Source organism: Paenibacillus tengchongensis (assembly GCF_008973665.1).
Lineage (GTDB): Bacteria > Bacillota > Bacilli > Paenibacillales > Paenibacillaceae > Paenibacillus_AQ > Paenibacillus_AQ tengchongensis.
In genome coordinates this window covers 416,255-436,367 of the sequence record NZ_WACP01000001.1, presented here as the reverse complement: position 1 = coordinate 436,367, position 20,113 = coordinate 416,255, and the positions used below count along the sequence as shown (strand labels likewise).

At 57.5% G+C, this 20,113-nt stretch carries 18 protein-coding genes; 7 read left to right on the top strand and 11 right to left on the bottom strand.

Features of this window, described 5'->3' with window-relative positions; genetic code table 11:
- The first annotated feature begins 24 nt into the window (after window positions 1-24).
- The 3 genes from F1381_RS01765 to F1381_RS01755 all read left to right on the top strand — a co-directional run bounded on the left by F1381_RS01765 (window position 25) and on the right by F1381_RS01755 (window position 4,202).
- Complete coding sequence (locus tag F1381_RS01765; protein WP_151733100.1) at window positions 25-1,326, top strand: helix-turn-helix domain-containing protein; 1,302 nt, start codon at window positions 25-27, stop codon at window positions 1,324-1,326.
- Window positions 1,327-1,505: 179 nt separating this feature from the next.
- Window positions 1,506-2,729 (top strand): MFS transporter, encoded by a 1,224-nt coding sequence (locus tag F1381_RS01760; RefSeq protein WP_151733099.1) that lies wholly within the window; start codon window positions 1,506-1,508, stop codon window positions 2,727-2,729.
- A gap of 54 nt (window positions 2,730-2,783) precedes the next feature.
- Window positions 2,784-4,202, top strand: coding sequence for a M20 family metallopeptidase (locus F1381_RS01755; RefSeq protein ID WP_151733098.1), 1,419 nt, complete (start codon window positions 2,784-2,786; stop codon window positions 4,200-4,202).
- Window positions 4,203-4,208: 6 nt separating this feature from the next.
- Here the strand turns inward: F1381_RS01755 and F1381_RS01750 are convergent, their stop codons facing one another.
- Window positions 4,209-5,405, bottom strand: coding sequence for an MFS transporter (locus tag F1381_RS01750; RefSeq protein WP_187355139.1), 1,197 nt, complete (start codon window positions 5,403-5,405; stop codon window positions 4,209-4,211).
- Between the two features lie 181 nt (window positions 5,406-5,586).
- On the opposite strand from F1381_RS01750, the gene msrA reads away from it, so the two are divergent.
- Both msrA and F1381_RS01740 read left to right on the top strand, forming a co-directional pair.
- A complete protein-coding gene (msrA, locus tag F1381_RS01745) occupies window positions 5,587-6,564 on the top strand; it encodes a peptide-methionine (S)-S-oxide reductase MsrA (RefSeq protein ID WP_151733096.1) in 978 nt (325 codons plus the stop codon).
- Between the two features lie 85 nt (window positions 6,565-6,649).
- Window positions 6,650-7,381: a ZIP family metal transporter gene (locus F1381_RS01740; RefSeq protein ID WP_151733095.1), complete on the top strand. Its 732-nt coding sequence runs from the start codon at window positions 6,650-6,652 to the stop codon at window positions 7,379-7,381.
- Between the two features lie 75 nt (window positions 7,382-7,456).
- On the opposite strand, the gene F1381_RS01735 is transcribed toward F1381_RS01740, so the two are convergent.
- The 4 genes from F1381_RS01735 to F1381_RS01720 form a co-directional block, all read right to left on the bottom strand.
- Window positions 7,457-8,365 (bottom strand): aldo/keto reductase, encoded by a 909-nt coding sequence (locus F1381_RS01735; RefSeq protein ID WP_151733094.1) that lies wholly within the window; start codon window positions 8,363-8,365, stop codon window positions 7,457-7,459.
- Window positions 8,366-8,532: 167 nt separating this feature from the next.
- A complete protein-coding gene (locus tag F1381_RS01730; RefSeq protein ID WP_151733093.1) occupies window positions 8,533-9,522 on the bottom strand; it encodes an aldo/keto reductase in 990 nt (329 codons plus the stop codon).
- Between the two features lie 79 nt (window positions 9,523-9,601).
- Window positions 9,602-10,465 carry an AraC family transcriptional regulator gene (locus tag F1381_RS01725; RefSeq protein WP_151733092.1) on the bottom strand — a complete coding sequence of 288 codons (864 nt, stop codon included), beginning with the start codon at window positions 10,463-10,465 and terminating at the stop codon, window positions 9,602-9,604.
- A gap of 163 nt (window positions 10,466-10,628) precedes the next feature.
- Entirely contained in the window at window positions 10,629-10,940 is a 312-nt protein-coding gene (locus F1381_RS01720; protein ID WP_151733091.1) for a (2Fe-2S) ferredoxin domain-containing protein, read from the bottom strand.
- Between the two features lie 346 nt (window positions 10,941-11,286).
- Between F1381_RS01720 and F1381_RS01715 the strand changes: the two genes are divergently transcribed.
- Window positions 11,287-12,456: a YsnF/AvaK domain-containing protein gene (locus F1381_RS01715; RefSeq protein ID WP_151733090.1), complete on the top strand. Its 1,170-nt coding sequence runs from the start codon at window positions 11,287-11,289 to the stop codon at window positions 12,454-12,456.
- Window positions 12,457-12,553: 97 nt separating this feature from the next.
- Here F1381_RS01715 and F1381_RS01710 read toward each other — a convergent pair whose 3' ends face one another.
- Window positions 12,554-13,534, bottom strand: coding sequence for a DMT family transporter (locus F1381_RS01710; protein WP_151733089.1), 981 nt, complete (start codon window positions 13,532-13,534; stop codon window positions 12,554-12,556).
- A gap of 158 nt (window positions 13,535-13,692) precedes the next feature.
- On the opposite strand from F1381_RS01710, the gene F1381_RS01705 reads away from it, so the two are divergent.
- Window positions 13,693-15,123: an aminotransferase-like domain-containing protein gene (locus F1381_RS01705; RefSeq protein WP_151733088.1), complete on the top strand. Its 1,431-nt coding sequence runs from the start codon at window positions 13,693-13,695 to the stop codon at window positions 15,121-15,123.
- A 746-nt stretch (window positions 15,124-15,869) separates the two neighbouring features.
- Here F1381_RS01705 and F1381_RS01700 read toward each other — a convergent pair.
- From F1381_RS01700 to F1381_RS01680, 5 genes are all read right to left on the bottom strand, one after another.
- Complete coding sequence (locus tag F1381_RS01700; RefSeq protein ID WP_151733087.1) at window positions 15,870-17,279, bottom strand: nucleoside recognition domain-containing protein; 1,410 nt, start codon at window positions 17,277-17,279, stop codon at window positions 15,870-15,872.
- Window positions 17,257-17,988, bottom strand: a complete 732-nt coding sequence (locus F1381_RS01695; RefSeq protein WP_151733086.1) for a FeoB small GTPase domain-containing protein — start codon at window positions 17,986-17,988, stop codon at window positions 17,257-17,259. The genes F1381_RS01700 and F1381_RS01695 overlap by 23 nt, the downstream gene beginning before the upstream one ends.
- Window positions 17,981-18,238 (bottom strand): FeoA family protein, encoded by a 258-nt coding sequence (locus tag F1381_RS01690; protein WP_151733085.1) that lies wholly within the window; start codon window positions 18,236-18,238, stop codon window positions 17,981-17,983. The genes F1381_RS01695 and F1381_RS01690 overlap by 8 nt, the downstream gene beginning before the upstream one ends.
- A gap of 212 nt (window positions 18,239-18,450) precedes the next feature.
- Entirely contained in the window at window positions 18,451-18,903 is a 453-nt protein-coding gene (locus F1381_RS01685; protein ID WP_151733084.1) for an SRPBCC domain-containing protein, read from the bottom strand.
- 82 nt (window positions 18,904-18,985) lie between these two features.
- On the bottom strand, window positions 18,986-19,972 hold the full coding sequence (locus F1381_RS01680) for a helix-turn-helix transcriptional regulator (protein ID WP_151733083.1): 987 nt from the start codon (window positions 19,970-19,972) through the stop codon (window positions 18,986-18,988).
- Window positions 19,973-20,113: the final 141 nt, after the last annotated feature.

Here is a 20,113-nt window from a genome sequence, read left to right as displayed (position 1 = left end):
TGGAACGGGGAAGGACGAAAAGCCATGTACAAAGTAGGAATTATCGGACCTGCAGGTTCGGTTGAGCGCATAGGGGGTCTTGCCAATATATTTGAACCGGAAATTGCCTTCCGGCCATTTGTCTATGTGCAGCCGCGTGAGACGGTGGATATTATCCGCAGGCATGACAAGGAAGTGGATTCCTGGCTCTGCTCCGGTCCAATTCCTTACAGCTTTGCTTGTAAAGCGCTGGGTTCCGCCGATAGAGTGGAGTATGTCTGGGTGACGGAGTCGGGGTTCTACAAAAGCCTGCTGGATCTGGCGTTTACCCGGGGCGGGCTGCCGCGACGGATCAGCATCGATATGCCCGAGAATGAAGGGTTCATTGAACATGCCTTAAAGCTGATCGAGAATGCCGGCATAGAGCTGTACACCCGCATTTATGAGCTCGACGCCGATCCCGAAGAGCTGCTGGGCTTTCATGAGGACCTTTGGCAGGAGGGGAGAACGGATGGGGCGATCACTTGTTTTCCGAACGTTGCGGCGGGACTGAAGGACAAAGGGGTGCCGGCATATACGGTTTCTCCCAGCAACCTGGAGATTATCCAGTCGCTGCGCCTCTTCGCCGAGAAGGTCCGGACCTCTTATTTTAAGGATACACAGATCGGGATCGAGATTATTGAACTGGAGAATTATGACCGGATTGCGGAGAAGCTGCCGACCTCCTATCAATTGCAGCACCTGGAGCTCGACATCAAAAAAGAGCTGATCCAGCTGAGCGAGAAATTGGACGGAACCCTGATGGAACAAGGCGGGGGCCGCTATATCCTCTTCAGCACCAGAGGGGCGATTGAGCGGGAGCTTGCGCTGCTCGGCGATACGGTCGATTACCTGGCGGCCACCACGGGTTCGGGGGTCGCGGTAGGCGTGGGTTACGGGGTAACCGTGTTCTCGGCGGAGACGAATGCGCACCGTGCGCTGCGCCAATCGAAGGAGAAGACGGGGCGGCGCATCGTTATCGTCCAGGAGGACGGAGTCATTGTCGAGTCCGCAGGCCAGGAAGAGGAGACGCTGGCGTATTCGTTCCGCACAGACGATCAGGAAGTGGCCGGGAAGCTGCGCAGCAGCGGTATCAGCGTGAAGACCTTCAATAAAGTAGTGGCGCTTGTACGAAAAATGGGCTGGGAGCACTTCACCGCCAAAGATGTGGCCGCACAGCTGCAGATGACCGAGCGCAATGCCAGGCGGATCATGACCGAGTTGGCCGATGCCGGACTCGCCGAATGTGTGGGCGAAGAAGCGCCCGGCGTACGCGGAAGGCCTAGTAAAATATACCGGTTCAGCTAGGCATCCTTGGCGGGTGCCTTTTTTTGCGGAATGTTAATGTAATATATTATTACGCCGTAGCGTTATGTATCGTAAAAAACCGTTGAAAAAACAGACGACCTTCTATATTATGTATATAAGGAAATTATCCTTTATTAGTCCTTAAATAAAATATGTATGGGAAACGGGAGGGTCGCGGCATGCGGAAGGCGCTGGGCAGCAATTGGATTTTGGCTTTGTTATTTGTAGGATGGTCGCTTGGGAATTTGGACCGGTATGTCATGAATTATGCGATACTGCCGATTACGGAGGATTTGCAATTGAGCGCCACGGCGAAAGGGATTGTGATCAGTTCCTTCTTTGCCGGATATGCCCTTATGCAGATGCCGGGGGGCTGGCTGGCGGATAAGCTGGGTTCACGAAAAGTGCTGATCGCTGCCGTTACGTTATGGTCGATCTTCACAGGGTTCACAGGCGCAGCCTGGTCGCTGGGCTCCATGCTGGTGGTCCGCTTTCTGTTCGGCATCGGCGAAGGGGGCTTTCAGCCTGCCGCCTCGAAGCTGATCGCCGAGTCGTTTCCGGTGGAGAAGCGGGCCAGAGCGATGTCCATTCTGCTGACATCGGGCGGCCTGATGGCGTTCATTACCCCGCTCTTCGCGACGACGGTGCTGGAATCCATCGGCTGGCGTCACATGTTTATGTACATCGGAGGAATCGGCATTGTCTTTGCCGTTCTGTACTGGATGTTTATTCAGAATCCGCGGTCGGCCGCTGCTGCGGAACCGGATCGTGATGAGCTGCCCGCTGTACGGGCCGGATTTAAGGAATTATTCAAAATGCCGCTCTTGTGGGGCCTGCTGATCGCTTATTTCTGCATTTACGCGGTGAATTGGGGGCTATCCGGCTGGCTGCCGACGTATCTGGTCGATGTCCGCGGCCTGTCGCTCGAATCGCTGGGAGTGCTGCAGATGATTCCCAGCCTGGCTTCCTTCGTAGGGCTGTTTGCGGGCGGGTATTTGCTCGACAAGCTGGCCGGAGGCCGGGAACGTCTGGCCGGTGCAGTCTCCTGTGCAATTATCGGCGTTATGATTTACCTCATGTTTACCGCCGGCAGCGTCACCGGTTTTATGGTGTACCAATCGGTGACCAGCTTGTTCATGGCCTTCGTGCTGATCCTGCTGCCGGCCATCGTGCTGAAGCGGATTCCGAGTCATTCCACCGGCTCCGCTATGGGAATGGTGAACACGGGCGGACAGCTGGCGGGGTTTGCCGCCCCAACGGCAATCGGATTCATGGTTGATGCTTTTGACGGCTCGTATGATGCCGCTTCCTGGCTGCTGATCGGCTGCGCTGCAGTCTGTGTCGTGGCGCTGCTTGGCCTGAATTATAACAAGGGCGTAGCTGCGGAAGAGCAAGTGTCCTGAGTCCTTGTGCTTCCCGTGGCTGTTAAATAATCCATTGAAGAGGGGTTCTGAACTATGACAAGAATGGCAGTTCTTTCGGAAATTATCGAAGCGAAGAGGGAGAGCTTTACCGCCTTGAGCGATGAGCTGTGGGCGAAGGCAGAGGTTGCATTCACAGAGCGGCAATCGGCGGAGCTGCTGTGCGGAGCTTTGGAGCAGGAGGGCTTCCGGGTAGAGCGGCAGGTTGCGGGGCTGGAGACGGGATTCGTCGGCAGCTACGGCAGCGGCCACCCGGTCATAGCGATTCTGGGCGAATTCGATGCGCTGCCGGGATTAAGCCAGAAAGCCGGGCTGGCCCGGCCGGAGCCTATAGCCGAAGGCGGCAACGGGCATGGCTGCGGCCATAACCTGCTGGGCAGCGGTGCGCTGGCCGCAGCCGTGGCGGTCAAAGACTACATGCAGCGCACAGGACTTAAAGGGACAGTGAGGTATTACGGCTGTCCGGCAGAGGAGTACGGGTCCGGCAAGGCCTATATGGCCCGGGCCGGTCTGTTCGACGATGCCGATCTGGCGCTCAGCTGGCATCCCTACACGGCGGCGCTGGTGCAGAATTTAAGCTCGCTGGCCAACTATGCCGTGAAATTCAAATTCACCGGCAGAAGCGCCCACGCCGCGGCAAGCCCCCATCTGGGCCGGAGTGCGCTCGATGCGGTTGAACTGATGAATGTAGGGGTTAATTATTTGCGGGAGCATATGATTCCGGAAGCGCGGGTGCACTATGCAATTACCGATTCCGGCGGCGCTTCGCCGAATGTGGTCCAGGCTTATGCGGAGGTATCCTACCTGATCCGCGCACCGAAGCAGCATCAGGTGACCGAGCTGTACAGCCGGGTGTACGACATCGCCAAAGGTGCTGCGCTGATGACCGGCACAAGCGTGGAGACGGAATTTGAAGGGGCTGCGGGCAGCCTGATTCCGAACCGGAAGCTTGCTGAAGTAATGCACGCCAACCTTACGGCGGCCGGCATTCCGGATTATGATGCCGAAGATTGGCGTTATGCGGAAGCGATCCGGGCTACGCTCTCCCCTGAAGATATCCAGGCCGCTCTGTACGGGATGGACCCCCGGACAGCCCTGCGGCTGAAGGACAAGGCCATTGCCGACGAGGTTATTCCCCTCTATCCGGTAGAACCGGTAATGCCGGGCTCCACGGATGTAGGCGATGTCAGCTGGGTCGTACCAACTGCCCAGTGTATGACTGCATGCTGGGCGCTCGGGACTGCGCTCCATACCTGGCAGACGGTGGCACAGGGAACCCTGCCGCTAGCCCACAAGGGGATGCTGCAGGCGGCCAAGACCATTGCCGGGACCGCTATCGAGGCGCTGGAGAATCCTGCAGTCATTGCCGAAGCCAAAACGGAGCATCGGGAGCGGCTGCAAGGCCAGGCTTATATGCCCCTGATTCCAGAGGGGCAGATGCCGCCGCGCAGATAAATCAGGTTAACGGTGAAGCGGGGCGGTCTTCTTATCTCCGATGACCAGCAGATAAATAACGGTGACAGAGATAAGCAGGAGAACCGCTCCTCCAAGATAGAAGGAGGCGTTGACGCCCAAATGCTGGGAGAGCATGCCGAATACAATAGGGCTGAGGAGCTGGCCGACCCGGTTCACGGTTTGGCTTACGCCTATGGTAACCGCACGCTCTTCCGGGTCGGCGCTGTCAGCGACAACCGTATTGCTGAGGGGAATGGCCAGACCCATGGCGAAGCCGATAACTACAGAGTTAATCAGTTGCAGCGGGAAGTTATTGCATAGCGGAATAATGCCAATGGAAACGGCCAGAACAATGGAGCACAGCACCAAGGCTGCGGTCCGTCCGCCCGCGAGCCTGATCGTCATCTCAAGAATGGACCGGCTGGCAATGGCCGCCAGCGACCGGGCTGCCATAATGAAACCGATAGAGGTAAGGGTGTACCCTATATTCTCCAGATAAATGGGGAGGAACAGGAATCTGGCCCCGTGGGCAAACAGCACGCCGCTGCCAACCAGCATGCCGATGGCAATCTTCCAGTTCATCACCCGGCGCAGCTCCCGGAGGCCGGTTCTCCTGCTGCTTCCCTTCGTTTGTTGACCGGAAAGCGTATTCGACAGATAAAAGGAAAAGAACGATAAAGCGACCAGCGTTACTGTAAGCAGTAACCAGACCGAGCTGTAGCTTGCCTGATCGGCCAGATAACCGCCCACGATGGGACCGATTAAAGAGCCGACGGAGGCATAGACCATAAACCAGCTATAATTCTTATCCATATCATTGTTGAGATCGGAGCTAAGATTAGCCACATGTGTCTGCAGTCCCACCGCAAAGAAGATTTCGGCTACTTTCATTACGGATAACATCGCCAGCAGCGGGATGAGGGAAGGAAACAGAAACAGAAGAAAACAAAACGCGGCGGAAATCATGCTTGCCCCGAATAACGGGAGCCGCAGTCCCCATTTCCTGATGGCAAAGCCGGCCGGTATGGCGGCAATTAAAGGCGCAAGGCTGGCGAGCGTCATAATGATGCCGACAGCGTTATAATTGCCTCCCCACCGGGTAATCAGGATGGAGACGAACGAAGGGTACATATTGGTGCACATGAAAAAGATGGCGACCATGGTCAATACGACGGCTAATTCACGGTTCTTAAAGATTTTCAATCGGCTCCTCTGTATATTATAATTTGTTGAATATAAGTCCCACATCTATACTGCATTATTCTTACAATAACAGCTACAATCATTTAATCTGATTGAGGTGAAATCCCGTTTCTTTAAGGATTTTGGCAACCGTAAATCTGTATAAATGATTATATTGGCAGTGTTGAAAGGGGGTGGGACAATGAGTGAAGCTGGAATAAAGGCCGAGCTGGCGACCTTCGCCGGCGGGTGCTTCTGGTGTATGGTCAAGCCGTTTGATGAGCTTCCGGGGATTCTCTCGGTCGTATCGGGGTATACGGGCGGCCATACGGTGAATCCGACCTATGAGGAAGTGGGGATGGAGACCACCGGGCATCTGGAGGCGGTGCAGATTACGTATCAGCCGGAGCTGTTTCCGTATGAGCGGCTGCTGGACCTGTATTGGCAGCTGATCGACCCGACGGACGACAGCGGGCAGTTCATGGACCGCGGGCATTCGTACAAGACGGCGATATTTGTTCACAACACGCAGCAGCGGCGCGCGGCGGAGCAGTCCAAGGCGGCGCTTGCCGCCAGCAGGCGGTTCAAACGGCCGATTGTGACGGAGATCCGGGACGCCGCGCCGTTTTATCCGGCCGAGGCTCTGCATCAGGCTTACTATAAGACCCTTCCCATGGATTACAAAATGTATCTGAAGGCTTCCGGCCGCAGCGAATTCGCGGAGCGCCACTGGAATACCCGCGCGGATGAACAGCGGCTGCGCAGGCAGCTGACGCCGCTGCAGTACGAAGTCACGCAGAACAAAGCGATGGAGCCGGCGTTCGACAACGCCTATTGGGATCATTTCGCAGCCGGGTTGTATGTCGATGTCATCAGCGGCGATCCGCTGTTCGCCTCAGGAGACAAATTCGATGCCGGCGACGGCTGGCCGGGCTTTACCAAGCCCGAACGGGAGGGGCTCATCCGCAAAGAAGCCGACTACAGCGGCGGACAAGTGCGGACGGCGCTGCGCAGCAGGCTGAGCGGGGCGTTTCTCGGGTATTTGCTTCAGGGCGGGGGTACAGAGCCGGCGAAGCCGCATTACCGGGTGAACTCGGCGGCCCTGCGCTTCATTCCGGAAGCGGAACTCGCGGACCGCAGACTGGAGAAGTATGGAGGCGGCGGTGAGAAGCTTACCTGATCCCGGACTGCTCTCCGGCATATCCGCAGTCTCCCCGCGCATAAACTGAACTTATAGAGTCCTGTCCAGCAAAGGAGTTGTTTATTTGGTTAATGCGCTGCTTGGCAGCTTTCTGTCGGCCATGGCGACGGTGCTTGGGGCCATTCCGATTCTGTTTGTCCGGCGGTTATCGGAGCAGTGGAAGGATATTCTGGTCGCTTTCACTGCCGGGATTATGGTGTCCGCCTCCGCCTTTGGCCTGATGCCGCAGGCGATCGAGGAATCGGGAATTATTGCCCTTAGCCTGGGGCTGATTACCGGCGTATTGCTGCTGGATCTGATCGAGCACAACATTCCGCATATCGATGTGGAGAATAAACCGGGCTTCACCAATATGGATTCAAAAGCGCTGCTGGTGATGATCGCGCTGTTCATCCATAACATTCCGGAAGGGCTCAGTACGGGCTTCAGTTACGCCAGTGAAGAGGCCAGCCTCGGCCCGATGGTGGCCATTGCCATCGGCGCCCAGAATATGCCGGAAGGCCTCATCCTGGCTGTTTTTCTGATGAATTCCCGCGCCTCTAAGGGTAAAGCGGTGGGGATGGCCGCGTTAACCGGACTGATGGAGATGGTATCGGCGGTCATCGGTTATTTTACAGCCAGTTATCTGCATAACGTGGTCGGCTACGGACTGGCGTTTGCCGCAGGGGCCATGCTCTTTATCGTTTATAAGGAGCTGATCCCGGAGAGCCACGGGCATGGCTATGAGCGGCCATCGACCTATTCGTTCATTGCCGGGCTGCTCGCCATGCTGTACATTACGCAATTCTTCGGCTGAGCGGGAAGATGAGAGCAGGATAATTTAAAGAAGCTGCCCCAACCGGCCAAAGGGTTGGGGCAGCTTCTTGCCGTTTCACCGGTGCGCGGTGTAACGGTTGACCGGGCTGGCGGCGCGCAAGGCCTCCAGCTCCTGCGGGGTCAGCGGCGGCGATTCGATCGCCGCGAGGTTGCCGCGCAGCTGCTCCGTGCTGCTTGCGCCCGCGATAACCGCCGCCACCGCAGGCGCGGCCAGCGGATAATGCAGCGCCGCCTGCGGGAGTGTACGCGGCGCGCGGCAGCCTTCGAGCAGCCGGGCATGCAGCGCCGGCAGCTCTCCGGGGCTGTGGTCCAGATAGCCCCGCTCAGCCTTCTGCCGGCCCTGCCCGGTCAGGATACCGCCGGCCAGCGGGCCGCGCGCCAGGACGCCGATGCCGTGCTCCTCCAGCAGCGGCAGCACTTCCTCCTCCGGCCGCCGGTCGAGGAGGCTGTACTGGCTCATGACGCTGACGATGCCGGAGCGCCGTACATACTCCCGGATGACATTCGGGCGGATGGAGGAGATACCGTAATAGCGGATCACGCCTTCCCGCTTCAACTGCTCGAAGGCTTCAATGGTTTCGTCGATCGGATCGTCCAGCGTTCCGCCGTGCAGCTGGTACAGGTCGATGTAATCCGTCTGCAGCCGGTGCAGACTCTCCTTCACCGACGACAGGATATACGCCTTGGAGGGGTCCCAGACCCAGCCTTCCCGGCCGGGAATCCGGCGGTTGCCGACCTTGGTGGCGAGAATGACCTCTCCGCGCCGTCCGCGCAGCGCCTGGCCAATAATCTCTTCATTGCGTCCCGCATCGTAGAGATCGGATGTATCGAGGAAGTTCACTCCCCGCTCCAGCGCCTCATGAATAATCGGGATTGCCGTGCTCTCCTCGGTGCCGAGGGACATGCAGCCCAGGCCCAATTCGCTGATCAGCAGCTCGGACCGGCCCAAACGGTTTCTGTTCATAGGTACTCCTTTCGGGTGCGGAATTTCTTATCGCTGTTCTTCTGTTATTATAGCATTCCGGCAGCAAAAGACGGCAACCCGGGCAGTCCCCTCCTGGAGGGCCGCTCTTGTTGCCGTCTTTTGTATGAGGCGGCCGGTCTGTATCAGCCGGCTATGCCGTCCAGGTTCTATCCGCGCAAAATCTGTTCAATCTGCTCCAGCTCTTCCGCGCTTAATTCCGGGGCATGCACCGCAGCCACCGCATCCTCGATCTGGCTGACCTTGCTGGCGCCGATCAGTGCGGAGGTCACTTTGCCGCCGCGCAGCACCCAGCTTAAGGCCAGCTGCGACATCTTCTGGCCGCGGGCGGCGGCCAGCTCGTTCAGCCGCCGCACCTTGCCCAGCACTTCCTCCGTGATCTCCTTCTCGGAGAGGAAGACGCTCGGTCCGGCCGCGCGGGAGTCGGGTGTAATCCCGTTCAGGTAGCGGTCGGTCAGGATGCCCTTATACAGCGGCGAGAAGACGATGGAGCCAATGCCTTCCTCGGCCAGCACATCCTGCAGCCCGTCCTCAATCCAGCGCGAGAGCATGGAGTAGTTCGGCTGGTGGATCAGGCACGGCGTGCCGAGGCGGCGGAGAATTTGCGCCGCTTCGCGGGTCTGCTCGGCGCTGTAATTGGAAATGCCGACATACAGCGCCTTGCCCTGGCGTACGATCAGGTCGAGCGCGGCCATCGTTTCCTCCAGCGGAGTATTCGGATCGGGACGGTGATGGTAGAAGATATCGACGTATTCCAGGCCCATCCGCTTCAGGCTCTGATCGAGGCTGGAGACCAGGTTCTTCTTGGAGCCCCATTCGCCGTACGGACCCGGCCACATGTAATAGCCGGCTTTCGTGGAGATGATCAGCTCGTCGCGGTAAGGCAGCAGGTCCTTCTTCAGGATCTGGCCGAAGCTCTCTTCAGCGGAGCCGGCGGGCGGTCCGTAGTTGTTAGCCAGATCGAAGTGGGTGATGCCGAGATCGAAGGCCCGGCGGATCATGGCGCGTCCGTTCTCGAACACGTCGATGCCGCCGAAATTATGCCACAGGCCGAGCGACACCGCCGGCAGCAGCAGCCCGCTGCGGCCGGTACGGTTGTATTTCATTCCGTCATAACGGGCGGAACTTGCTTCATACATAAGAGAATTCCTCCTTAACGAGATTCGTTCCTATTGTAGCGGATGGGGATAGACAAGCGAATGTCAGCATGACCGCATTTTATAGAACAATGTCGCTTCCGGCATGGCGGCTCCGGTAATCCTTGGGCGAGCAGCCCTTTACCTTCTTGAACATCCGCGAGAAGAGCAGCGGGTCCTGATAGCCGACCGAGCGCGAGATCTCTCCGATGGTGCAGCCGGTCCCGGCCAGCAGCTCGCAGGCTTTGGTCATCCGGAAGCTCAGCAGATATTGCTGCGGCGGCAGTCCTACCGTGCGTTTGAACAAGGAGGAGAGGTATTTACGGTCCAGCTTCAGGGAGGCGGACATCATCTCCATAGTGATGTTCTCACCGTAATGGGCGTGCAGAAAGTGCAGGCATTCCTCGACATATATGCTCCGCCGGCGGGGCAGGGACACTGTGCTTTTGGAAGCCGGAACCGTCCGCAGCAACAGATCAAGGAATTCATACATGATGCTTTTGAGCAGCAGGCCGGAGCCGTTGCCGCCGGTTTGGCTTCCGTCTGTATCCACTTCCGAAAGCCGGTCATACAGTGCGGGCATCAGCGCGTCATCCATGGCAAATACCGGCTGCTCCGGCGTAAGCGAAGTCCGGGCCAGCAGCGGCTCCATTTCCGCCCCGGTAAAAGCAACCCACGAATACGTCCAGGGATCGGCCGGGTCGGCCGCATAATGGGTGACGATGTGGGGGTAGATCAGAAAGGCCTGTCCGGCGCCAAGGACATGGGTCTGTCCGCCGACCGTCACCTTGCCGGTTCCCGCATGGATAAAGTGAATTTTATACAGATCGCGTATGCCCGGGCCGACGCTGTGCCCGGGAGCGCAGGCTTCCCGGCCCCAGTAGTGCAGGTGAAGATCGGGCTCGGTCCGGGAAGGGCGCGCAGAGTTGTATTTGAATATAGCCATGCCGCAGCCTCTTTTCTATATAGAAGTTGTTCTGGATAAGAGAGTGGCTACTCCTATTATACATGACAACAGCTGCGGCGGATCAAACGCAAAAAAGCCCCGGCGCTCAGGTGAGCGGAGACAGGGCATGCGTTTTCTTAGGATATTTTTGGAAAGCGCGGCTTTAGGCTTCCATCTTGAGCATCACCAGCTCCTCTACCGGCTCGCCGCCCACCAGATGCTCTTCAACGATGCGCGGGACATCCTCGGTGGTCACATTATAATACCAGACACCGTCAGGATAGACGATCACGAACGGTCCGTTGCCGCAGAGCCCCAGGCAGCTGGTTTTGTTGATTTTGACAGTCTTGTTGATACCCTGTTCGACCAGATGCTCCTTGAATGCTTGCATTACGTCCTCCACATCCTGATTGTTGCAATGCTCGCTGCAGCAGAACAGCAAATGCTTTTTCAGTACCTTTAACCGCATATTCATGAACAAGCCCCCTTAAAGATTGTGAGAAATATTCACATATCATATGAGGAGTATAGTCCTTTTTACTAAATCTGTAATGAGATTCGGCCCAAGATTCTAAAATGGTTAACAAATAGGCATAAAGCATCACAGTTGTGTTATATAAACTGACTTTGACGTCGGTGATTTGAATGAATTGTGACTTTTTTTTGGTGGAGGAGCAGATTTCCTGTTTCAGAAATTTAATTCTGGACCTGCCCGGGTATTGTTTTTTTGCCAGTTTAACGGCAGGAGAGGTGGTTAATTAAAAGCTATGAAACACTGCTTGACCAACTCAAATCTACTGAACATTCAGGAGGGAAACGTGATGAATAAGAAAATCGTAGGTGTGTTCTATACAGAACATGAAGCATCGAGCGCTATTGAAGATCTGAAGGCACGCGGCTTCCAGACCGAGGACATTTCCGTCATTGCCCGAAATAAGGACGACGTGGAAAGCATCAGTAATGAGACTGGCACCAAAGCACCCGAAGGTATTGCTTCCGGAGCCGCGACGGGCGGTGTGCTCGGCGGTGTGACAGGCTTGCTCGCCGGCATCGGGGCATTGGCCATTCCGGGCATCGGTCCGATTATTGCCGCAGGCCCTATCGCTGCTACGTTAGCGGGAGCGGCAGTCGGTGCAGGCACCGGCGGCCTGGTCGGCGGATTGATCGGGCTGGGCATTCCCGAGGATGAAGCGGAAACCTATGACAGTTATGTAGATGAAGGACGCATTCTGGTTATGGTGGATGCGGACGACAGTGAAGCTGGACAAGTCTATGCTGTATTCCGCAAACACAACTCGGCCAATTCCGATCGCTATCTGACGGATATTAACGATAACACAGCGGATACTGCCGGCCGTTCCGTCAACGATACGGTGGATGCTGCCTTCAACGGTTCAGGGCTGGAAGGCCGCCACGATACAGGGCTGGACACCATGAACTCGGCGGCCCAGGGTGTTCCGGAAACCCGTAACCTGGCCGATGTGGACAGACCGGGCATGACCGGGGATGCGTACTCCGGCACACGCCACGGAATGGCGGCGGAACCTGCTGATCTGAGCGCCCCGGTGAACGATTTGGAAGAAGATGAACGCAAGCTGCGTCTGCGCGAGGAGCAGCTGGACGTCTCCAAGAACCGGGTGCAGACGGGTGAAGTGAATGTCCGCAAGGAAATCGTGGAGGAGCAGAAGACCATTAATGTTCCTGTCTCCCATGAGGAAATCGTCATTGAACGCCGTCCGGTATCGGGTGACACGGCGGCCGGGACGATTGGCCAAGAAGAGACAATCCGCATCCCGGTGAGCGAGGAGAAGGTGGAGGTCAGCAAAAATACGGTGGTCACCGGCGAAGTTGATATTCATAAGCGCGAAGTGCAAAGTACGGAGCAGGTGAAGGATACCGTGAAGCGCGAAGAGGCCCGGGTGGACAAATCGGGCGATGTGAAGGTGAACGCCGACGGTGAGCTGCTGCGCGACCACAGCCGCACCCGTTAATTCAAGCGGTGCGCGTATAGGCTGCAGCAGGGTTGAGGGGCTTCCAGGGAACGGTTATGCCGTACCTTGGAAGCCCCTCTTTATGTGCGCCAGGCCTTTAAACGGCAGAACGGCTATGCGGCAGTTTCCGGGGCGTCTCCCCGGAATTATCCGGCGGCGGTGCAGCTATTCCGGCTGATTGCTTGCGTTTCGACAGCATTTGCTTCAATGCCTCCAGATTCACCAGCACCGTTCCGGCAATGATGGTGACCACTCCCAGTACCGTTATCCAGGTCACCGGCTCCCCGTAGAACAGGAAACCGACAAAGACGGCGATCGGCGGCGAAATATACAGCCAGGTTGCCGGAAATACGGGATTCGTCTTGGCTACCAGCCAATAGAACAGGGTATGGCCAACCATGGAACCGGCAACGGTGAGGTACAGCAGGGAACCGGCGGTAGGCAGGGAGAGGAACACCGAGGGATCGGGCTTTTCCGCGGCAAACGACAGCAGGAACATCAGCGCTCCGCCGTACATCATCTGCACGGCGTTCAGGGCGACGGGCGAAAGGTCAGCGAAAGCGGTGGTGACCTTCTTGGAATAGAGCGTACCGGCAGCATAGCAGCATTCGCCCACCAGCACTGCGGCACAGCCGGTCAGCCACAGCGGCGACAGGTCAATGACAAGGCTGGGCAGGACGAGCAGGAGGACTCCGGTGAAGCCGATCAGGCAGCCGAGCATGGAGCGGCGCGGTGGCCGCTGGCGGAGCAGGGAGGTCTGCAGCAGCAGAATCATCATCGGACCCGTCGCTGACAGTACAGCGGCCAGTCCGGAGGATACATACTGCTCGGCCCAATACAGAGTGGAGAACGTGCCGAAGGTCAGCAGTGCCCCTGTCAGCAGCAATTCCCGGCGCCATAGCAGCGACAAGCGGGCCTTGCCTTTCCAGAGACACCACAGAAAGAGCAGGGAGCCGGCCAGAAAGAACCGGAGGGCGGCGGAGAAGAACGGCGGAGCCCCTGCGTCCACGCCGACTTTGATTGCCAGGAAGGTCGTGCCGAAGATCAGACAGACCAGTGAATAAGCTAACATAACCATGTTCATGTAACCCCTTTGCGTGAAAATAATGGCTGCGGAAAGTATTTCGTTAATCATAGCGGGTAGGGGACAGAACAGATTTGGCAATACAGAACAGATGGGGGCTAAAATAGGTTACAATACAGGAAATACGGAAGATGTGAATGGCGCCAAGGGGGATGACGGTATTGGCAAGACTGGCGGAGACGGAGCAGGGGAGTCCTTTGTTCCGTCAGGTGTGCGATTATATATTGAACCGCATGGAGCGCGGTGAATGGCAGGTGCATGATAAATTGCCGTCCATCCGGCTGCTGGCGGGGGAGCTGCAGGTTCACCGGCTGACGGTGTTCAAGGCATACCGTGCGCTTGCGGATTGCGGAAGGGTGTACGTTAAAGACAAGTCGGGTTATTATGTTTCGCCTGGCCTCAGAGATGAGGGGGCTGCTCCCGCTTCCGCTGCGGGGGCGGCCGTGGCCACGTATGCGCTGACGAATGCAATGTCGGACATTCAGCGGCTGCCGGTGGAGTACCAGTTCTCACAGGCGCTGATTGATCCGGGGCTTCTGCCCAATCTGTTTCTCTCCGACTATGTCAAAAAAGTGTTCGATCTCTATCCGAAAGTGCTCGGCACTTACTCTTCTGTGCAGGGCGACGGCGAGCTGCGCGAGACGCTAAGCAGCCATTTCCGCCGCCGGCACAAGCTGCAGCTGACGGCGGAGGAGCTTATCATCACCTCGGGCGCACAGCAGGCGATCAATCTGATCGCCGGCATCGTGCTCGGGCCGATGGATGCCGTGCTTGTAGAGCGCCCGACGTACAGCGTGGCGCTGGATATATTCCGGCGGGCCGGCGCCCGGCTGGTGCCGGTGTCCATTACGCCGGAGGGGTACGATCTGGAGGAGGTGGAGGCGCTGATGCGGCGGTACAAGCCGCGGATGTTCTACATGAACCCGACGCATCACAATCCGACCGGCGTTACGGTTCCGGCTGTGCAGCGCAAGCAGATGGTGGAGCTGGCGGAGCGCTACCGCTGTCTGCTCGTCGAGGATGATCCGTTCCGCGATATGTATTTCGGCGCGGAGCCGCCGCCGCCTTTCTTTGCTTATGATACGGAAGGATGGGTCGTTTACATCAGCAGCTTCAGCAAGTATGTAGCCCCGGGCCTGCGGATCTGCGCTGTGGCCTGCCGCTATCCGTTCGCCGAGCGGCTGATTACCGCGAAATCGCTGGCGGACAACGGAACTCCGCTGCTGAACCAGAAAATTTTTCTGCATTACTACACGTCTCCGCGGCTGCAGCGTCATTTGGATAAGCTGCGGATTGCCCTTCAGGTCCATAAGGAGATAGCGGAGGAGGAGCTGGCGGGAACAGGCTGGGAATGGACGCCTCCGCAAGGGGGGCTGAATCTGTGGGTGAAGCTGCCGGAGACGGTCTCGGTCGACAGGCTGTTTGCGCGCTGCCTGGCGGAATCGATCGCCTTTGTACCCGGTGCCATTTGCGATCCGCTCGGCGGGATGACCTCATGGCTGCGCCTCAGTTATTCCTTTGCCAATGAGCATGTCCTGCGCACGGGAATCCGGCGCCTGACCGAGCTGGCGCGTGAGGTGTGAGGAGTGTGCGGATGTTACCCGTGTAGCAGAAGAACGGTTGCCCACGGGAGAGCGTACGGCCGGGGAATGTGCTGTAAAAGCTCAGTCTCGTTCATAGCTGCATGGCTATTAGTGTTTGAACAGTAATAGCAAGTTGTTGTTTTGTGCGAGGAATATAAGGGATTAATACAGGTTGACTGCTACAGGCCTCTTCGCTGAGCCTTCCTTTGTTCGAGAGTATTGTTGTTAAAGGTGAGAACAAGCAATATTAATCCGCTTGAAGGTTTAATTGGATTTGTGCTACTTAAATGGAGCGGTTCGGGAATAAGCTGGACATTTAGTTCGATAATTGCTACTTAATTGTAGCGGTAATGGGCGAATCGACCTGAATAGGCTGGATTAGTTGGCGGAAATCCACTTAGATGCTGAAACGCCGCCAAAGAACCGGATTTAGTTGGCGAAAATCGAATTAGAAGCCCCGGCAGCGAGCAATAAGGTGTCGAGTAACAAGTAACGTGTAACGAGTAACGTGTAACAAGTAACGTGTAACAAATAACGTGTAACAAATAACGACAGTAGTAACAGAATGGAGAGAAGAGTCCGCAGTTGGTGATGATCGCAGCTGGTGATGACCGCAGCATGAAAGGAGAGGCCCCCTTGGGGCGGACAAAGAGGTCCCGGCCGGACCGAAGCACCCGGACCTGCCGCAGGTGGCGGCATAGTCCGGGTGCTTCGGGTTGCTTGCGTCCGCCAACCGTCCGGGCGGCTTACACCCAGCCGAGCAGCCGGGCTGCCAGGGCCACCGCGAACGTGACGGCGATGGCGATGGCGAGCGGGATAGCGGCGGAAAGCACCGCCCACTTCATGCTCTTGGTCTCTTTGTAGATGTTCACCAGCGTCGTACCGCACGGATAATGCAGCAGCGAGAACAGCATCATATTCAGCGCAGTCAGCCAGGTCCAGCCTTGGGCCAGAAAGATGTCCTTGATTCCGCCGAGGCCGTCGATATCGACCATGGCACCCGAGGACATGTAGCCCATGAGCAGAATCGGCAGGACGATCTCGTTGGCCGGCAGGCCCAGGATGAAGGCCATAATAATGAATCCGTCAAGGCCAAGCAACTGGGCGAAGGGATCAAAGAAGGCTGCTATATGGTTCAGCACGCTGTCACCGCCGACAGTTACGTTGCCGAGAATCCAGGTGATGATTCCGGCAGGGGCGGCTACGACGATCGCCCGGGTCAGCACATTCAGGGATTTCTCCTTGGAGGCGCGAAGGATCGTCTTCAAGATCTGCGGGCGGCGGTACGGCGGAAGCTCCAGGGTGTAGTGGGTCGGCACGCCGCGCAGTGCGGTTCTGGACAGCACCCAGGATACGGTCAGCGTAACGGCAATGCCCACCAGTACGATGCCCATCAGCACAAGCGCCGTGGCCAGGGTGCTGAACGCGCCGGTTGCCGCCGAGCCGATCATGAACATGGAGGAGAGCAGGATCAGCGTAGGCCAGCGGCCGTTGCAAGGAACGAAGTTGTTGGTCAGTATCGCCAGCATCCGCTCGCGCGGCGATTCGATGATGCGTGTAGAGATGATGGCGGCAGCGTTACAGCCGAAGCCCATCGACATGGTCAGCGCCTGCTTGCCGTGGCCGCCGGATTTCTTGAACAGGCGGTCCATATTAAAAGCGACGCGCGGCAAATACCCGAAGTTCTCCAGCAGCGCGAAGACCGGGAAGAAGATCATCATCGGCGGCAGCATGACGCTGATGACTGACGAGGTGCCGCGGTACAGCCCCAGCACCAGTACACCATGCAGCCAGGCCGGAGCATGGATGGCATTGAAACCCGCCGTCAGATAACCTTCGATGAAGCCAAACAGGGAGGCCAGCCAGCTGGACGGATAGTTGGCGCCGGCAATGGTAATCCAGAATACGAGCCCGAGTCCGGCGAGCATAATCGGGAAGCCCCAGAGCCGCGAGGTGACGATATTGTCGAGCTTGTAGGTGCTGCCGAGCTTTTTGCGGTCGCGGTAAGTGACGGCGCGGCCGCAAATTTCGGCCGATACGCCGTAGATTCCGCCGACAATCTCGTCGCGGATGGCTCCCTTGTCGGCCAGCTTCCTGGCCGCCGTCCGCAAAGAATCAAGCGCACTTTCCCCGTTAATGGCAGGCTGTAATTCCATGTCCCAGCGCCTCCTTGCTGCCTGTTATCGGCTTGCGTTCCATATGGTCCTTCAGCGCAGCCAGCAGACTGTCGTCTCCGTCCAGCAGCCGCAGGGCAATCCAGCGTGCCGGGTAACGGGAGCCGACGGTCCGCTCGACCAGTGGAGTAAGCTCGGCAATGCCGCGCTCAATCTCTTCACTGTAGGTGATCCGCAGCGGCTGTGCGGCAACCGCGCCGGTGGCCACGCGTTCGAGCTGATCCAGCAGCGGCCCGATCCCGATCTCGTTCCGCGCAGAAATGGCTACAACCGGAACGCCGAGCCGCTCCGCGATGGCCTTCAGATCAATCCCGATTCCGAGCCGCCGGGCTTCGTCGATCAGGTTGATGCAGACTACCGCCCGGCCGGTAATCTCCAGCACCTGCAGAGCCAGATTCAAGTTGCGCTCCAGCGACGTTGCATCCAGAACTACGAGTGTCACATCGGGCTGTTTGAATATAATATAATCCCTGGCGGCTTCTTCATCTGCGGAATTGGAGTACAGCGAATAGGTTCCCGGCAAATCGACCGCTTTATAGGTGTGACCGTTATGCGTGAACTCGCCTTCGGCGGTAATCACGGTTTTGCCCGCCCAGTTGCCGGTATGCTGGCGCAGCCCGGTCAGCAGGTTGAACAGTGTGCTCTTGCCCGTATTCGGATTTCCCGCAAACGCGACAGTGAACTTACTCATCTCTTCCGCCTCCAATCAACTCTCCATAGATTAGCGAGCTCTCCTCCCGGCGGAGTGCGATCGTAGTATTGCTCACCCGGAAAGCGACCGGGTCGCCGAGCGGGCTGCGCCGCAGCACCTCCACGGCGTTGCCGACCACAAAACCGAGATCCAGCAGCCTTCTGCGGAGCACCCCCTGGACATCGATACCGGTAATGCGCAACACGCTTCCGTTCACAGCTTCGGACAATGGAATGCCGGCAGCGGCCATGTAATTTCCTTCTTCCTGTGTTGGTATAGTAAACAAAAGCTGAGTCTGCGAACAATTATTGTACACTTCCACAAGATTAGTATATGTATATCTTTTTGTCCTGACAACAAAAAAGTTTCCTGCAGGAAAGAAAAAAACAGAACAGCGGCCCATTACAGGGGAATCACTGCTCTGCTCGTTTCCTGCGGCAATTATATGCACACGCAGTCGGTTTAAAATCCGAAATCCAGCGTGCCGCCGGTTTCCACCAAAGTCTTAATATTGCTTAAAATCTGCCACCAGGCACGCTCGCTGGGAGCATAGGAGGCATCCTCCGGATGCCAGCTGTCGTGGATCAGCGTCAGCCGGGTGTAGCCGCCGGCAGGCTCCAGCAGCCAGGAAATACGCGATTCGTAATTCTCCCCGCCCTTTAGATAAGAGGGGCCGACCTTGTGCGTGAACCGCAGGGCCTGTTCCGGTACGAACTCCAGCAGTGTGCCATAGACATGAACCGTCCCGCTGCCATCAGCTCCCGGACCGACATACTCCAGTAATTCTCCGGGGACGAAGCTGGAGCGGATGACACTTCCGTAATAGATTTGCTTCACTTGCTCCGGCGCCACCAGAGCCTCCCAAACCTTAGCCGGTGTGCCTCCAATGTAAAATTCATATTTAAGCTCCTTCATTGCGCTGCCTCCTGTCCATGCTGTGATTCCAGTACTGTCCTGGACTAGCTCCAGTATATCCGGTAATCACTGACAGTTACGGTCAGCAATCATAATTATTAGAGGCTGCCTCGCTGTAATAGTCGGCCAGCCCGGCAGCAACGGCCTCAAGGCGCCGGTTCAGCTGGACGGGCTTGAGGATCTTCAGTGCCTTACCGTAGGGCAGCAGATAGTAAGGTACATACCGGTCTAAGGTGGCTTCATCCAGCAGAAATTGAGCCTGGCCGGGCTCGCGCGTGACCAGGATATGGCCGAATAGCCAGTGGCTGCACAGGTCATTCAGCGCCTCTTCATGCGATTCGATGATCAAAGTAACAAGCGGAGATTCCGCTTCACGGTCCGGAAGCAGCGCCCGCAGCAGAAATTCCCGCGCCGAGAAAGCTGCGGGACGGGCGAAGCGCGCTTCCGTCCGCTGCAGCCCGGCGATCCGGTCTACACGGAAGTTGCGGATGTCCCCGCGCATATGGCAGTACCCGGCCATATACCACTGGCCTTTCCAGAACACAAGCCCGTAAGGGTCCACCTGACGCGAGGTGAGCCTGTCTCCGGCCTTGTCGGCCTTGCGGTAGTCCATCTGGAGTGTAAAGCCGTCCGCAGCGCTGGCCTCCAGTTCAGCGAGGAGACCGGAGAGGGCAGCCCCGGGAGTATGCAGCATCTCAATGCCGGCTGCATCACGCCCCATCTGCGCAAGCTGCGCATCATTGCTGTGGAGCTGTATCTTGGCGATGGCCCGCTCCAGCGCCTCTTCATACGGGTAGCCGCATCCGCGGGCGAATGCGGAGGCCTGCACCAGCGCCCTCCGCTCCTGCGTGTCAAAGAACAGCGGAGCGGCTCCGGTATGCTCCGGCAGGCTATACCCGCCGCCGGGACCGGCCTCCGCCATGACGGGGACGCCGCTGGCGCAGAGCGCATCAATGTAACGGTATACAGAGCGGATGCTCAGCTCCAGCTCAGCCGCCAGCTCAGCGGCGGTTCTTTTGCGCTGGCGCAGCATCCACAGAATGGACAGCATGTGATCGGCTTTAGCCATAGCGGCGAATCCTCCTTGGTGCACGGTGAAATCAGCAGCCCGCAGGCTGCTCGTGCACAAGCTTTATTTTCCGGGAAGATCCCCCTTGTTGCAATCCCCCTTCCCGGCGGAGCACTGGAATTCGCGCAGCAAAAAGGCACT

Excerpts from the sequence above, each read along its gene's own strand:
- F1381_RS01765 (WP_151733100.1), top strand. The coding sequence starts at position 25 with ATGTACAAAGTAGGAATTATCGGACCTGCAGGTTCGGTTGAGCGCATA.
- F1381_RS01760 (WP_151733099.1), top strand. The coding sequence starts at position 1,506 with ATGCGGAAGGCGCTGGGCAGCAATTGGATTTTGGCTTTGTTATTTGTA.
- F1381_RS01755 (WP_151733098.1), top strand. The coding sequence starts at position 2,784 with ATGACAAGAATGGCAGTTCTTTCGGAAATTATCGAAGCGAAGAGGGAG.
- msrA (WP_151733096.1), top strand. The coding sequence starts at position 5,587 with ATGAGTGAAGCTGGAATAAAGGCCGAGCTGGCGACCTTCGCCGGCGGG.
- F1381_RS01735 (WP_151733094.1), bottom strand. The coding sequence starts at position 8,365 with ATGAACAGAAACCGTTTGGGCCGGTCCGAGCTGCTGATCAGCGAATTG.
- F1381_RS01730 (WP_151733093.1), bottom strand. The coding sequence starts at position 9,522 with ATGTATGAAGCAAGTTCCGCCCGTTATGACGGAATGAAATACAACCGT.
- F1381_RS01725 (WP_151733092.1), bottom strand. The coding sequence starts at position 10,465 with ATGGCTATATTCAAATACAACTCTGCGCGCCCTTCCCGGACCGAGCCC.
- F1381_RS01720 (WP_151733091.1), bottom strand. The coding sequence starts at position 10,940 with ATGAATATGCGGTTAAAGGTACTGAAAAAGCATTTGCTGTTCTGCTGC.
- F1381_RS01715 (WP_151733090.1), top strand. The coding sequence starts at position 11,287 with ATGAATAAGAAAATCGTAGGTGTGTTCTATACAGAACATGAAGCATCG.
- F1381_RS01710 (WP_151733089.1), bottom strand. The coding sequence starts at position 13,534 with ATGGTTATGTTAGCTTATTCACTGGTCTGTCTGATCTTCGGCACGACC.
- F1381_RS01705 (WP_151733088.1), top strand. The coding sequence starts at position 13,693 with ATGACGGTATTGGCAAGACTGGCGGAGACGGAGCAGGGGAGTCCTTTG.
- F1381_RS01700 (WP_151733087.1), bottom strand. The coding sequence starts at position 17,279 with ATGGAATTACAGCCTGCCATTAACGGGGAAAGTGCGCTTGATTCTTTG.
- F1381_RS01695 (WP_151733086.1), bottom strand. The coding sequence starts at position 17,988 with ATGAGTAAGTTCACTGTCGCGTTTGCGGGAAATCCGAATACGGGCAAG.
- F1381_RS01690 (WP_151733085.1), bottom strand. The coding sequence starts at position 18,238 with ATGGCCGCTGCCGGCATTCCATTGTCCGAAGCTGTGAACGGAAGCGTG.
- F1381_RS01685 (WP_151733084.1), bottom strand. The coding sequence starts at position 18,903 with ATGAAGGAGCTTAAATATGAATTTTACATTGGAGGCACACCGGCTAAG.
- F1381_RS01680 (WP_151733083.1), bottom strand. The coding sequence starts at position 19,972 with ATGGCTAAAGCCGATCACATGCTGTCCATTCTGTGGATGCTGCGCCAG.